The 13,554-nt window shown below is 36.6% G+C and carries 17 protein-coding genes; 14 read left to right on the forward strand and 3 right to left on the reverse strand.

Annotated features, from left to right (window positions below; translation table 11 throughout):
- The first annotated feature begins 227 nt into the window (after nucleotides 1-227).
- The 8 genes from DT250_RS10035 (at nucleotide 228) to DT250_RS10070 (ending at nucleotide 5,365) form a co-directional block, all read left to right on the forward strand.
- A complete protein-coding gene (locus DT250_RS10035) occupies nucleotides 228-740 on the forward strand; it encodes a YqeG family HAD IIIA-type phosphatase (RefSeq protein WP_000765310.1) in 513 nt (170 codons plus the stop codon).
- A 3-nt stretch (nucleotides 741-743) separates the two neighbouring features.
- On the forward strand, nucleotides 744-1,850 hold the full coding sequence (gene yqeH, locus DT250_RS10040) for a ribosome biogenesis GTPase YqeH (protein WP_087985267.1): 1,107 nt from the start codon (nucleotides 744-746) through the stop codon (nucleotides 1,848-1,850).
- Between the two features lie 15 nt (nucleotides 1,851-1,865).
- On the forward strand, nucleotides 1,866-2,699 hold the full coding sequence (gene aroE, locus DT250_RS10045; protein WP_087985266.1) for a shikimate dehydrogenase: 834 nt from the start codon (nucleotides 1,866-1,868) through the stop codon (nucleotides 2,697-2,699).
- A 5-nt stretch (nucleotides 2,700-2,704) separates the two neighbouring features.
- Complete coding sequence (gene yhbY, locus DT250_RS10050) at nucleotides 2,705-3,007, forward strand: ribosome assembly RNA-binding protein YhbY (protein WP_000955225.1); 303 nt, start codon at nucleotides 2,705-2,707, stop codon at nucleotides 3,005-3,007.
- Between the two features lie 130 nt (nucleotides 3,008-3,137).
- On the forward strand, nucleotides 3,138-3,707 hold the full coding sequence (nadD, locus tag DT250_RS10055; RefSeq protein WP_149213015.1) for a nicotinate-nucleotide adenylyltransferase: 570 nt from the start codon (nucleotides 3,138-3,140) through the stop codon (nucleotides 3,705-3,707).
- Nucleotides 3,697-4,266 carry a bis(5'-nucleosyl)-tetraphosphatase (symmetrical) YqeK gene (yqeK, locus tag DT250_RS10060; protein WP_001078363.1) on the forward strand — a complete coding sequence of 190 codons (570 nt, stop codon included), beginning with the start codon at nucleotides 3,697-3,699 and terminating at the stop codon, nucleotides 4,264-4,266. Before nadD ends, yqeK begins: the two co-directional genes overlap by 11 nt.
- On the forward strand, nucleotides 4,263-4,619 hold the full coding sequence (gene rsfS / locus DT250_RS10065; protein ID WP_149213016.1) for a ribosome silencing factor: 357 nt from the start codon (nucleotides 4,263-4,265) through the stop codon (nucleotides 4,617-4,619). The genes yqeK and rsfS overlap by 4 nt, the downstream gene beginning before the upstream one ends.
- Nucleotides 4,616-5,365 (forward strand): class I SAM-dependent methyltransferase, encoded by a 750-nt coding sequence (locus DT250_RS10070; RefSeq protein WP_000873069.1) that lies wholly within the window; start codon nucleotides 4,616-4,618, stop codon nucleotides 5,363-5,365. The genes rsfS and DT250_RS10070 overlap by 4 nt, the downstream gene beginning before the upstream one ends.
- Nucleotides 5,366-5,536: 171 nt before the next feature.
- Here DT250_RS10070 and comER read toward each other — a convergent pair whose 3' ends face one another.
- Nucleotides 5,537-6,364, reverse strand: coding sequence for a late competence protein ComER (gene comER, locus DT250_RS10075; protein ID WP_087985265.1), 828 nt, complete (start codon nucleotides 6,362-6,364; stop codon nucleotides 5,537-5,539).
- Nucleotides 6,365-6,441: 77 nt separating this feature from the next.
- Between comER and DT250_RS10080 the strand changes: the two genes are divergently transcribed.
- The 3 genes from DT250_RS10080 to DT250_RS10090 all read left to right on the forward strand — a co-directional run bounded on the left by DT250_RS10080 (nucleotide 6,442) and on the right by DT250_RS10090 (nucleotide 9,997).
- A complete protein-coding gene (locus tag DT250_RS10080) occupies nucleotides 6,442-7,041 on the forward strand; it encodes a helix-hairpin-helix domain-containing protein (RefSeq protein WP_060488256.1) in 600 nt (199 codons plus the stop codon).
- 63 nt (nucleotides 7,042-7,104) lie between these two features.
- A complete protein-coding gene (locus tag DT250_RS10085; protein ID WP_000439786.1) occupies nucleotides 7,105-7,662 on the forward strand; it encodes a ComE operon protein 2 in 558 nt (185 codons plus the stop codon).
- 13 nt (nucleotides 7,663-7,675) lie between these two features.
- Nucleotides 7,676-9,997, forward strand: a complete 2,322-nt coding sequence (locus DT250_RS10090) for a DNA internalization-related competence protein ComEC/Rec2 (protein WP_149213017.1) — start codon at nucleotides 7,676-7,678, stop codon at nucleotides 9,995-9,997.
- Nucleotides 9,998-10,026: 29 nt separating this feature from the next.
- On the opposite strand, the gene DT250_RS10095 is transcribed toward DT250_RS10090, so the two are convergent.
- Entirely contained in the window at nucleotides 10,027-10,161 is a 135-nt protein-coding gene (locus DT250_RS10095; RefSeq protein WP_000997609.1) for a YqzM family protein, read from the reverse strand.
- Between the two features lie 345 nt (nucleotides 10,162-10,506).
- On the opposite strand from DT250_RS10095, the gene holA reads away from it, so the two are divergent.
- On the forward strand, nucleotides 10,507-11,517 hold the full coding sequence (gene holA, locus DT250_RS10100) for a DNA polymerase III subunit delta (protein WP_001279932.1): 1,011 nt from the start codon (nucleotides 10,507-10,509) through the stop codon (nucleotides 11,515-11,517).
- A gap of 81 nt (nucleotides 11,518-11,598) precedes the next feature.
- Here holA and rpsT read toward each other — a convergent pair whose 3' ends face one another.
- Nucleotides 11,599-11,856: a 30S ribosomal protein S20 gene (gene rpsT / locus DT250_RS10105; protein ID WP_001274014.1), complete on the reverse strand. Its 258-nt coding sequence runs from the start codon at nucleotides 11,854-11,856 to the stop codon at nucleotides 11,599-11,601.
- A 181-nt stretch (nucleotides 11,857-12,037) separates the two neighbouring features.
- Here rpsT and gpr point away from each other — a divergent pair, with 181 nt between their 5' ends.
- Nucleotides 12,038-13,141, forward strand: coding sequence for a GPR endopeptidase (gene gpr, locus DT250_RS10110; RefSeq protein WP_000662625.1), 1,104 nt, complete (start codon nucleotides 12,038-12,040; stop codon nucleotides 13,139-13,141).
- A complete protein-coding gene (locus tag DT250_RS10115; protein ID WP_149213018.1) occupies nucleotides 13,138-13,503 on the forward strand; it encodes a YqxA family protein in 366 nt (121 codons plus the stop codon). Before gpr ends, DT250_RS10115 begins: the two co-directional genes overlap by 4 nt.
- Nucleotides 13,504-13,554 lie beyond the last annotated feature (51 nt).

Genomic DNA, 13,554 nt, shown 5'->3' on the forward strand with positions numbered 1-13,554 from the left:
TTTAAGGATTGATTCGTTGTTGCATTTAATGTACCAAAAAAATATGACAGTCACAAACGAGTGGTTATCCACATACCTAGGTGGATAAAATGTGTATAGATTGTTAGTAAATTCCAAATTAGCTGAAAAATTAATGTGGAAAATGTGTACAATTTTATCCACAGGTCATATATCGAAATATGTTGTCGAAAAATTTTTATGAAAACTCCTCAAAGAGGTGAAAGAAATTGAAGCTATTTTTACCAAATGAATATGTGAAAAATGTATATCATGTTCAACCAGAAGATTTGAAAAAACGTGGAATTAAAGGTGTCATTACTGATTTAGATAACACGTTAATTGAATGGGATCGTCCAAATGCAACGCCACAACTTGAAGAATGGTTTTTGAAAATGAAAGAGCAAGGTATTCAAGTAACGGTCGTTTCAAATAATAATGAGCAACGTGTGAAAGACTTTGCTGATCCATTAGGTATTCCATTTATTCATAGTGCGCGTAAACCATTTGTTCGCGCGTTTAAGCGTGCGATACAAGAGATGCGTTTACAACCAGATGAAGTTGTAGTAATTGGAGATCAGTTACTAACGGATGTTTTAGGTGGAAACCGAGTGGGACTTCATACAATTTTAGTTGTACCGGTAGCACAAACCGACGGATTAGTAACGCGCTTTAATCGGAAAATTGAACGAAGAATTATGAGAAATATGAAGAAAAAAGGTTTAATTAACTGGGAGGAATAAAGTTTGACTGAAACAATTAAATGTATTGGTTGCGGTGTAGAAATTCAAACAGAAGATAAAAACGAAGTGGGATATGCTCCTACCTCATCTTTAGAGAAAGAACAAGTAATTTGTCAACGCTGTTTTCGCTTGAAGCATTACAACGAAATTCAAGATGTATCATTAACAGATGATGACTTCCTACGTATTCTAAACGGAATTGGAAAATCAGATGCATTAGTAGTTAAGATTGTAGATATTTTTGATTTTAATGGTAGCTGGTTACCTGGTTTACATCGTTTCGTGGGAAATAATAAAGTATTACTTGTTGGAAATAAAACTGATTTAATTCCTAAGTCAGTAAAACATGATAAAGTAAAGCATTGGATGCGCTATAGTGCAAAGCAGCTAGGATTAAAGCCAGAAGATGTCTTTTTAATTAGTGCAGCGAAAGGGCAAGGGATTGCTGAGTTGGCAGATGCTATTGAGTATTACCGCGGCGGAAAAGATGTTTACGTTGTTGGATGTACGAATGTAGGAAAATCAACATTTATTAATCGTATGATTAAAGAATTTAGTGATGAGACTGAAAATGTAATTACAACATCTCATTTCCCAGGAACAACACTTGATTTAATTGATATTCCGTTAGACGAAGAATCTTCTTTATATGATACGCCAGGTATTATTAACCACCATCAAATGGCTCATTATGTTGGAAAAGAAAGCTTAAAACTTATTACACCAACAAAAGAAATTAAGCCAATGGTGTTCCAATTAAATGAAGAACAAACATTATTCTTCAGTGGATTGGCACGTTTTGATTATGTAAGTGGTGGTCGTCGTGCATTTACTTGTCACTTCTCGAATCGTTTAACAATCCATCGTACAAAGCTTGAGAAAGCAGATGAATTGTATAAAAATCATGCTGGGGATTTACTAAGCCCGCCAACACCAGAAGAATTAGAAAATATGCCAGATCTAGTGAAATACGAATTTAATATTCGTGAACCAAAAACGGATGTTGTATTCTCTGGATTAGGATGGGTTACTGTGAACGAACCGGGAGCAAAAATTGTTGCACACGTACCAAAAGGAGTAAGTGTTTCGCTACGTAAATCTTTAATTTAATATGGAGAGGGATTTATGAAACAATTATATGGTGTAATCGGAAATCCAATTGGACATTCATTATCGCCTGTTATGCATAACGATGCATTTGAACACTTGAATATGGATGCCCATTATCATGCATTTCTTGTTAAAGAGGAAGTGCTAGGGGAAGCAGTAAGAGGTTTAAAAGCATTAGGTATTTCAGGATTTAATGTAACAACGCCGCACAAAGTTGCTATTATGGATTATTTGGATGAGATTGACCCGCTAGCAAAACAAATTGGTGCAGTAAATACAGTGGTTCATAAGGATGGAAAATTGATTGGCTACAATACAGATGGAATTGGTTTTGTCCGAGCGCTGCAGTCAATTAGTAGTGAACCACTTCAGGAGAAACGTATTTTATTGCTTGGCGCAGGTGGTGCTAGTCGAGCTATTTATTTTTCTCTTGCTGATGTAGGTGTGAAAGAGATTGATGTAGCTAATCGTACAGTAGATAAGGCGAAAGAACTTATTGCTGCATGTACAGCTACTGTTAATTCTGTTGCTTTATCGCTAGAAAAAGCAACGGAAGAACAAGGAAATTATGATATTATCATTCAGACGACAACAATAGGTATGCATCCACGCGTCGAATATACGCCATTACAAATTTCTTCGTTAAAAAAAGGGACGATTGTATCAGATATAATTTATAATCCATTTGAAACGAAAATTTTATGTGAGGCAAAAGAGCAAGGTGCAATGATTCAAAATGGTATTGATATGTTTGTTTATCAAGGTGCACTTGCATTTGAAATGTGGACAGGGCGTGTACCGAATATCGATAGAATGAAACAATTAGTTATAAGAAAGCTTGGAGGCTAACATATATGTTAACAGGAAAACAAAAAAGATTTTTACGTGCACAAGCACATCATTTAACACCAATTTTTCAAGTAGGAAAAGGCGGAGTAAATGAAAATATGATTAAACAAATCGCAGATACTTTAGAAGTTCGTGAACTATTTAAAGTAAGTGTGCTACAAAACTGTGAATTCGATCGTCGTGAAGTTGCAGAAGAACTTGCAAAAGGCGCACGTGCTGAAATCGTTCAAGTAATTGGAAGTACAATCGTTTTATACAAAGAATCTAGAGAAAATAAACAAATTAAACTTCCGCGATCAAAAGAATAGCATATGCTATTTTTTATCGTTAGTGCGTAATGATGTAGAGAGCGAAACCAATTGAACTTTTATTAACAGTGAACTCTCTTCGGATAGGAATGAAGAGAGTTACTGTAGGTAAAAGGAAGGGGCGTTTCTTTTGAGAAAAATTGGCATCATTGGCGGTACATTTGATCCGCCACATTATGGGCATTTGCTAATTGCAAATGAAGTATATCACGCTTTGAATTTAGAAGAAGTATGGTTCTTACCGAACCAAATTCCACCGCATAAACAAGGGCGGAATATTACAAGTGTAGAAAATCGCTTACAAATGTTAGAGTTTGCGACTGAGGCAGAGGAACATTTTTCTATTTGTTTAGAAGAGCTAAGCAGGAAGGGCCCATCGTATACGTATGACACTATGTTACAATTGACGAAGAAGTATCCGGATGTGCAGTTTCACTTTATTATTGGTGGAGATATGGTTGAGTATTTACCGAAGTGGTATAACATTGAAGCGTTACTCGATCTTGTGACGTTTGTTGGGGTTGCAAGACCTGGTTATACATTGCGTACGCTTTATCCTATCACCACTGTGGAAATTCCGGAGTTTGCAGTTTCTTCATCTTTATTGCGTGAGAGATATAAAGAGAAGCGAACATGTAAATATTTACTTCCTGAAAAAGTACAGGTGTATATCGAGAGGAATGGGTTGTATGAATCGTGAGAAAGCACTTCATATTGTCAAACAACAAATGCATGAAAAACGTTATATACACACAATAGGTGTAATGGAGACAGCAATTGAACTTGCTAAGTTATACGGTGTGGATGAAAAAAAGGCTGAAGTTGCAGCTATATTCCATGATTATGCGAAGTGTAGAGCGATTTCTGAGATGGAAGAGATTATTAAAAGTGAAGATTTGCCGAAAGATTTACTTTGTTATAACAAAGAGTTATGGCATGCACCTGTTGGGGCATACTTAGTAGAAAAAGAAGTAGGCATTACGGATCCTGAAATCCTGCAAGCTATTACATATCATACAAGTGGTCATGAGAAAATGACGATGTTAGATAAAGTAATTTATGTAGCTGATTACATTGAGCCTGGGCGAAAGTTTCCAGGGGTGGAGGAAGCTCGTAAACTCGCATATACGGATATAAATCAAGCTTTATTATTTGCGTTAAAGCGAACAATTCAATTTTTAATGGAAAAAAATCAAACGATTTATCCATTAACATTCCAAACATACAACGCAGTTATCAAGGAGGAAATTAGTAAATGAAAGATAAAGAGTTATTAGTATTAGCAGCAAAAGCAGCTGATGATAAGAGAGCAGAAGATATGGTTGTCCTAAATATGCAAGGTATTTCACCAATTGCAGATTATTTCATTATTTGTCACGGTAGCTCAGATAAGCAAGTGCAAGCAATTGCACGTGAAATTAAATCAAAAGCACATGAGTTCCAAATCGACGTACAACGTATGGAAGGCTTTGACGAAGCACGCTGGGTACTAGTTGACCTTGGAGATGTAGTTGCTCATGTATTCCATAAAGATGAGCGTAATCACTATAATTTAGAGCGTCTTTGGGGCGATGTGCCACGTGAGGATATTACAGACGAGCTAGACCAATGAAATACGAACAATTTGCATTGTTGTATGACGAACTAATGAATGATGTTCCTTATGATAAATGGGTGGAATTTACAGAGGAGAGTTTACAGCAAGCGGATATGAAAGAGGCGAAGATTCTTGATGTAGCATGCGGTACTGGTAATGTAACACTTCCGCTTGTACAAAAGGGTTACGATTTAATCGGTGTCGATCTTTCAGAAGAGATGTTAACGGTCGCTCAGCAAAAACTAGGCGGAGAAGGATACTTTATTCCTTTTTACCAACAAGACATGCGAGAGCTTGACGTTCCAGGTGAGTTTGACTGTGTAACGATCTTTTGTGATTCATTAAACTATGTATTGCAAGAAGATGGAGTGCAAGAAACATTTCGAAGAGTGTTTCACCATTTACGTCAAGATGGTTTGTTTTTATTTGATGTACATTCTTTATATAAAATACATCATGTATTTCAAAATGAAACATACACAGTGAATGGAGAAGAAATATCTCTTATTTGGAATTGCTTCCCTGGTGAAGAATCAAATAGTGTAGAACATGATTTAACATTCTTTGTTCAAGACCCAGAAGAAGATGTGTACCATCGTTTTGACGAATGTCACGTGCAACGTGCATATCAGGTCGAAGAGTTAACGAAATGGCTTGAAGAAGCTGGTTTTACCGTGCTTCGCGTCACTGGTGACTTTGAGCGACTTGAAGTTACAGAACAAACAGAGCGTATTTTCTTCATGGCGAAGAAAAACGGGTAAAACAAAAGCAACCGAGAAGGTTGCTTTTGTTTTGTAAAGAAGTTGTAATTTTAGTTCTAGCATAATAAGAAGATGATATACGTGAAGTGTGAAAATACTAGTTTAAGTGAAAATGTAATGTAAAAAAGTAAGTATTTATAAAAAGGATTTGGAATGACGATGACGTATTTATTATGTGTGTTTATTGAATTGCTGATCGACGCATTTTAAATCTTCATCAAATTTCTCGTGTGTCCGCTCAATTAATTTATGAAACATATCCCCAACATGTTCTTCTAAAACACGAATGCCTTCTCCTGTAACGCCGCCTTTAACACATACTTTTTCTTGTAAAGTAGGCAATGTGAAAATCTCTTTTTCAAGTAGTTTCCCCATTCCAACGACCATTTCACTTACTAAAGTAGTGGCTTCTTCATGTGTAATATTTGTTTTATCTACAGCAGCGTTAATGAAACATTGTAATAAATAACTAAAGAATGCAGGGCCGCAGCTTGCTATATCAGATGAAACGCGCGTTATATCTTCTTCTATCATAAGAGGAGTAGAAATGTTTTTGAATAGGCGAAATAGCTTTTGTTGCCACTCTTCAGAGCATTTACTTCCAAATGTAAATAGTGATGCGCCAGACAGGGCGCGGTTTGTAATGCTCGGAATGATACGTGCAATGTGGCAAGGTACAAGCGTCTCTAATTGTGACGGAGATATTGGACTTGTGATAGAAACTAAGCACTTTTCATCAGAAAAATATTCAGCGTATTTTTGTAGGATCGGGTATATATCTATCGGCTTTACGCAAATAAAAATAAGATGTGATCGTTCGATTACCTCATCGATAGTTTTGGCTATATGAACAGAAGGGTGTTTTTCCTTTATATGATATGCTTTGGCGGGCGTTCGATTAATCATTGTAAGGCACGAAGGTTTGACAGCACGGGTTTCTAAAAATGCGTCGATTAGTATATTCCCCATGTTCCCTGTCCCTATAATTCCTATGTTCAATGTTTCATCCCTCCTTCGTAACAGCTTTCTCCTAAACAATATGAATGATGTTATAAATTTATGATTAGAGGTGTAAAATGATGTGGGATTTTCCAAAGAAATGGTTAGGATTAGTAGCTATTATTGGAACTGTACTTTTTCTTCTTTTTTGGAAAACGAACCAGCATACAGAGCGAACGGTCATTGCAACGGATGTTCAAGCGAAAGAGCTAGAGAAGAAAAGTAAACCAAAAATATCGGATGCAAAGCAGCAGAAAAAAATAATTGTAATTGATATGAAAGGGGCTGTTGTTAAAGAGGGGGTGTATGAAATGAAAGAAGGGGACCGGGTCAAGGATGCTATTGAAAAGGCAGGTGGTTTTTTACCCGAGGCAGATAGGAAGAAGGTGAATTTAGCACAAATGGTACAAGACCAAATGATCCTTTATGTACCGAATGAAAACGAACAAGTGCAAGAGGTAGCTGCTATTTCAAAGGGGGAGGGGAAAGTTCAAATAAATGCGGCTTCTAAAGAACAACTTGAAAAAATTACAGGCATTGGTTCTCGGAAAGCAGAAAGTATTTTGAAATATCGAGAAGAACATGGTCCTTTTCAGAAAATAGAAGATTTGTTAGAGATTGATGGGATCGGTGTGAAGTCATTGGAAAAAATAAAAGATCAAATTATTATTCCGTAAAAGATTGACGAAGTTTTTCTTCATTCGCTACACTACAAGTAGACAAAAAAGTAGGTGAAAAATATGGAACGAATTTCATGGGATCAATATTTTATGACGCAAAGCCATCTGCTATCTTTACGTAGTACATGTACAAGGCTTGCAGTAGGAGCGACAATCGTTCGTGATAAACGAATTATTGCTGGTGGATATAATGGTTCAATTAAAGGTGGCGTACATTGTATAGATGATGGATGCTACGTTATTGATAATCATTGTGTTCGTACAATTCACGCAGAAATGAATGCTTTATTACAGTGTGCAAAATTCGGTGTGAAAACGGAGGAAGCGGAAATTTATGTTACGCATTTCCCTTGTTTACAATGCTGTAAGGCGATTATTCAAAGTGGTATTACAGCAGTTTATTATGCGCAGGATTATAAAAATCATCCATATGCCGTAGAGTTATTTGAAAAAGCGAATGTAACAGTGAAACACGTTCCGCTAGAATATAATATTGCAGCATTAGAGGATCAAAAGCGTCATATGGAGTTAAAAGAACTATTTGCATCTTTAGAAAAAGAAAACTTATCCATGGAAGAATTACAGCATGTATTCACGAAAGCAAAAATGATGCTATAAGGAGTGAGTATAGTTGTATGGACAATGGGGTTATGTTGCAATCTCATTTATCATAGGGATTGCAATTGCCTTTTCCACTTCAGTTTTACTGCTGACTTGTTGTCTCGTTTTGTATGTTTTCTATTGTTTATACCGTACTTCGCGTAAAACCTTCTTTTTTTGTATGTTAGCGTGTTTTAGTGGCGCTATGTACACTACGTATATTCAAGGGCAAAACAAGCCTCTAGGAGAGTCTTACGAAGTTACAAGGGGGCTAATACAAAATACACCTCTTATTAACGGAGATCGCCTAACATTTCAAGTTGAAGATCACAATAAAAATATAGTGCAGTTAAGTTACAAAATTAAATCGGCCTTGGAAAAGAAACAACTGCGACAATTACATGCAGGAGTATCATGTGTATTCGAAGGTGAGAGGAAAGAGCCACCAATAGCTCGGAACTTTCATGGTTTTAATTATCGTGATTATTTGTATAAGCAAAATATTCATTTCATATTGGAGGCTACATATATTTCTGAATGCCAAAAAACATCGTTGTCACTCGTGCAATGGATTCTTCTTTTGAGACAGCAAGCAATCTCGGGCGTTACAGAAATGTTTCCGGAGCAATCAGGTGCTTTTATGAATGCATTAGTATTTGGTGATAGACAACAAATGACATTTGAAGTTGAAGAGCAATATCAGCAATTTGGTCTTGTACATTTGTTGGCGATTTCAGGATCGCATATCGTATTGTTAATGGTGATTGTGTATTTTATTTTGCTAAGAAGTGGTGTGACGAGGGAGATAGCAACAGTATGTCTTATCTTTTGCATTCCTCTATATATGATTTTAGCAGGAGCATCACCGTCTGTTATAAGAGCTTCTATAACAGGAGTGTTGATGTTGATTGCTTTCATATGTTCTATTCGTTTATCTAGCTTAGATGCTTTAAGTGTTACAGCTATATGTATGCTTATATTTGATCCGTATCTTGTCTTTAATATTGGCTTTCAGTTTTCGTTCGTTGGTAGTTTCGCCTTGCTTTTGTCAGCCCCGCTTTTACTAGATAGTAGCAATGGAGTAATCCGAAATTCCATTTATATTTCTTTTATTTCACAACTCGTTAGTACTCCGATTTTGTTATATCACTTCGGTTATTTTTCTCCATATAGTATTTTTCTTAATATCCTATACGTTCCGTTTTTATCTCTTATTGTATTGCCGTGTAGTATTATCGTTTTGGTATGTATACCGATCGTCCCGTTTCTTGCGAAAGGACTTGCGAATGTACTATCAATAGGTTTGAATCTTTCTAATGATTTTCTAAGTTATTGTGAAAATTTACCGTTTATCCGCCTTGTTTTCGGGCAAACATCTATACTTCTTGTAGCTCTATATTACGCGAGTATTGTTAGTATATTGATGGTTTGGGAAAGGCGGGTGTCGAAGAAAATTATGTTCGTAGCTTCGGGTATATTTCTTTTCGTTTGTACATGTCATTATGTATATCCGTATTTTCGAGAAAGTGGGAGTGTTACATTTCTTGATGTTGGACAGGGAGACGCAATTTTAATTCGCCTCCCGTACGATAAAGAGATTTACCTCATTGATACCGGTGGCACAATGCGTGCAAATAAGGAAGAATGGCAACGGAAAAAGCATGAATTTTCTGTTGGAAATGATATTTTAATCCCTTATTTACAAAAGGAAGGGATTAAAACAATTGATAAATTAATTGTAACGCATGGAGATGCGGATCATATAGGTGCTGCGCAAGAGTTATTATCAAATATAACCGTAAAAGAATTTGTATTTGGCCGAAAAGAACAAGATGCGGTATTAGAAAATGTATTAAAGAAACAGGCATTAGAAAAGGAAGTGAAAATAAGTGAAGTGGGGGAAGGAGAGAGTTGGAGCGTAAATGAAGCGGAATTTTTTGTGTTAGCTCCAACAGGAAAAGCAAGAAGTGAAAATAATGCTTCAATTGTAATATGGGCAAAATTAGGAGGGGCAACGTGGCTGTTTACAGGTGATTTAGAAGAAGAAGGAGAGAAATTTTTAATAGCTACGTATCCAGATTTACGGGCGGATGTTTTAAAGGTTGCTCATCATGGGAGTAATACGTCATCTATAGTGCCTTTTTTGAGCGCTGTACAGCCTGATGTAGCGATTATTTCTGTCGGTGAGCGTAATAGGTATGGGCATCCTCATAAGGAAGTGATAGAGCGTTTGGAGAAGATGGGGATTGAAATATGGCGTACGGATAAGCAAGGCGCTATTTCCTATGTTTTTAAAGTGGAACACGGAACCTTTCGTAGCAAAATCACATATGATGAAACACATGATAGATAAAAAAGAAGACTGCCAGTAAGCAGCAGTCTTTAAGAACCGATAAATTTAATAACAGTTGCAATGATGAAAAGTGTTGCGAAAAAACCAAATGAGACGATAAATCCTACCCCTGAATCAATAGCGTCATTGCGTTTACTTTGAACGTTCTGTTCAAAATCATTCATTTAGAATCCCTCCCCAACATTCCACTTTAGTATAAAATATTGTCAGAAAAAAATCTACAATTTCCATATGAAGAGAAATCGAGCGTTTTTACTACTTTAGATCATTAAGGAACGCGAGTTTTTTGTTTCCAAGCATGTTAACAGTTGGCACTTATACTCGAATTTTTATTGTGAATAATAAAGGGAAGGTGATTACCGCACACCAATAAGAAACCCGGGGCTTATTGCGTGGCGTTTAATATAAATAAAGGAACGGGTCATAAAGCCTGTTCCTTTGTACTTGTAAAACGAAAGCTAGGGCATTAGTATAAATATATATTGCCAAGTTAGGGAGTAGGAAAAAGTATGAGTGATATACATAAAAAGATTAAAAAGAAGCAGTTTGCTCCAGTGTATTTACTGTATGGAACGGAAGCGTTTTTTATAAATGAAACGATAAAGCTTATTACAACAGAAGCGCTTGAAGAGGAAGATCGCGAGTTTAATGTTGTGACATATGATTTAGAAGAAGCGTATTTAGAAGATGTGGTTGAGGATGCACGTACACTTCCTTTTTTCGGGGAACGTAAAGTGATATTAATAAAATCACCACTATTTTTAACTTCACAAAAAGAAAAATTAGAGCAAAATATAAAAATTTTAGAAGAATATATTGGGGAGCCTTCTCCATTTTCTATTCTTGTTTTTGTTGCGCCTTACGAAAAACTTGATGAACGAAAAAAAATTACAAAACTATTAAAGAAAACAGCGGATGTAGTAGAAGCGAATGCGATGCAAGTGCAGGATGTTCAGAAGTGGATTGTTGCTCGTGCAGATGAAGTGCATGTGCATATAGATAATGCAGCTGTTAGTTTGTTGTTAGAGCTTGTGGGAAGTAATGTAACGATGTTGGCGAAGGAAATGGACAAGTTAACGTTATACGTCGGTATGGGCGGAGAGATTACACCGAAACTCGTTGGGGAGCTTGTGCCAAAATCGGTTGAACAAAATGTGTTTGCTTTGACAGAAAAAGTGGTAAAAAAAGATATCGCGGGTGCGATGCAAATTTTGGATGGATTATTTACGCAGCAAGAGGAGCCAATTAAACTGCTTGCGTTATTAGTAAGTCAATTCCGCTTGCTCTATCAAGTGAAAGAGTTACAGCAACGTGGTTATGGACAAAATCAAATTGCGTCTCATATTGGTGTGCATCCATATCGTGTAAAGTTAGCGATGAATCAAACGAAGTTTTTCTCTTTTGAAGAATTAAAAAAAGTGATTATAGAATTAGCGGAAGCTGATTATAGTATGAAGACTGGAAAAATGGATAAGAAACTTGTACTTGAGTTTTTCTTAATGCGGTTAAATCATATGTGATGAAACAAAAAGTTCACGTGCTTAGCACGTGAACTTTTTGTATATAAAAAAACGATCCAAATGGATCGTTTTTTAAACGCCTTACGCGTTTACTTGTTTCGCTAAGCGAGATTTTTGACGAGCTGCAGCGTTTTGGTGGATAAGACCTTTACGAGCTGCTTTGTCAAGTTTTTTAGAAGCAGTTTTGAAAGCTTCTTTAGCATTTTCAAGATCGTTATTAGTAACTAAAGCTTCTACAGTTTTAACAGCAGAACGCATGTCAGACTTGATAGAAGCGTTATGTGAACGACGCTCTTCGCTAAGTTTAGCGCGTTTGATAGCAGATTTGATGTTTGCCATACTTTTCACCTCCCTGGTGCAATCGAATGACTCGATTCTTAACATAGAACAAGTGATATTCTATCAAACGGTGAAGAGAATTGCAATAGTATATCAATGAAATTTCACGTAAAGGAAAGAATGACCTTATATAACTTTGGGAAATCTAACGATATTTACTATGAATTACGGAGGAGATACGATGAAAGAACCATTAGATTTAAGTAAATATAGTGTTAGAACGGACCTTGCTGTAGAGGCACATGAAATGCTGCAAGAGAGTCAAGAAGAGCAAAAAGGGATACAAGGAGTTATTGTCAAAGAGAGGGAAGAAGAAGGTATTACCATTACAAAAGTAACGATTGATGAAATTGCCTCTGAATCGATGGGTAAAAAACCTGGGAGTTATTTAACGCTTGAAGTACAAGGCATACGTCAACAAGATACGGAACTGCAACAAAAAGTAGAGCGCATTTTTGCAAAAGAATTTTCTTATTTCTTAGAAGAGGTTGGCGTTACGAAAGAAGCGAGTTGTTTAATTGTTGGTCTTGGGAATTGGAATGTAACGCCAGATGCGCTTGGACCAATCGTTGTAGAAAATGTATTAGTAACGAGACATTTGTTTCAATTGCAGCCTGAAAGTGTAGAAGAAGGGTTTAGGCCTGTTAGTGCAATTCGGCCGGGGGTAATGGGAATTACAGGAATCGAAACGAGCGATGTCATTTATGGAATCATTGAGAAGACGAAGCCAGACTTTGTCATTGCAATTGATGCATTAGCTGCCCGCTCTATTGAACGAGTAAATAGTACGATACAAATTTCTGATACGGGAATTCATCCTGGATCGGGTGTTGGGAATAAGCGTAAGGAACTTAGTAAAGAGACATTGGGTATTCCTGTTATCGCAATTGGTGTTCCGACTGTGGTTGATGCAGTTTCGATTACAAGCGATACAATTGATTTTATTTTGAAACATTTTGGACGGGAGATGAAAGAAGGAAACAAACCTTCCCGTTCTTTGTTGCCAGCCGGTTTTACATTTGGAGAAAAGAAAAAATTAACAGAAGAAGATATGCCGGATGAAAAGAGTCGGAATATGTTTTTAGGTGCTGTAGGTACACTGGAAGATGAAGAGAAGAGAAAATTAATTTATGAAGTGTTATCTCCTCTTGGTCATAATTTAATGGTGACTCCGAAAGAAGTGGATGCTTTCATAGAGGATATGGCGAATGTAATAGCGAGTGGTTTAAATGCAGCCTTGCATCATCAAATTGACCAAGATAATACAGGAGCATATACACATTGATGGGAAGAGACGATAATCGTTTAAGCCGTTTTTCGCTTTTATGTATATGTAGTGCGGCCTTATGTTTACTTATGATAATAGCAGGGGTGGCACTTGCTAATCATGGTTTGAAAAGTATGAAAGGTTATCAGCAAATGTCGTATGAACAAATCGCTCATATGACAGGAACAGAGGGTGCGGGTGCTGAATCAGAAATTTTGGGAAGTTCGTTTTCCGTTGCTGAAAAACAAAAACAATTAGAAAGCTTAAAAAGCTTTAATGTTGTAGAAAGAATTGGTATGGCAATAGCAAGTGCTACTTATGAAGTAACAAAGTTCGGAACGGATATAGTTGTTGGGAAAGTGAGAGAGATTTTTAGTTAAGGGTAGCAGGAAGAACGGTTGTCTTACCATTTTGTACGACAGCCGTTTTTA

Source organism: Bacillus sp. AR2-1 (assembly GCF_008368755.1).
GTDB lineage: Bacteria > Bacillota > Bacilli > Bacillales > Bacillaceae_G > Bacillus_A > Bacillus_A wiedmannii.

Bases quoted from the DNA above. Each gene is read 5' to 3' on its own strand.
- yhbY (WP_000955225.1), top strand. From the start codon at position 2,705: ATGTTAACAGGAAAACAAAAAAGATTTTTACGTGCACAAGCACATCAT.
- DT250_RS10080 (WP_060488256.1), top strand. From the start codon at position 6,442: ATGATGTGGGATTTTCCAAAGAAATGGTTAGGATTAGTAGCTATTATT.
- rpsT (WP_001274014.1), bottom strand. From the start codon at position 11,856: ATGGCAAACATCAAATCTGCTATCAAACGCGCTAAACTTAGCGAAGAG.
- aroE (WP_087985266.1), top strand. From the start codon at position 1,866: ATGAAACAATTATATGGTGTAATCGGAAATCCAATTGGACATTCATTA.
- rsfS (WP_149213016.1), top strand. From the start codon at position 4,263: ATGAAAGATAAAGAGTTATTAGTATTAGCAGCAAAAGCAGCTGATGAT.
- yqeK (WP_001078363.1), top strand. From the start codon at position 3,697: ATGAATCGTGAGAAAGCACTTCATATTGTCAAACAACAAATGCATGAA.
- DT250_RS10070 (WP_000873069.1), top strand. From the start codon at position 4,616: ATGAAATACGAACAATTTGCATTGTTGTATGACGAACTAATGAATGAT.
- DT250_RS10085 (WP_000439786.1), top strand. From the start codon at position 7,105: ATGGAACGAATTTCATGGGATCAATATTTTATGACGCAAAGCCATCTG.
- gpr (WP_000662625.1), top strand. From the start codon at position 12,038: ATGAAAGAACCATTAGATTTAAGTAAATATAGTGTTAGAACGGACCTT.
- DT250_RS10095 (WP_000997609.1), bottom strand. From the start codon at position 10,161: ATGAATGATTTTGAACAGAACGTTCAAAGTAAACGCAATGACGCTATT.
- holA (WP_001279932.1), top strand. From the start codon at position 10,507: ATGAGTGATATACATAAAAAGATTAAAAAGAAGCAGTTTGCTCCAGTG.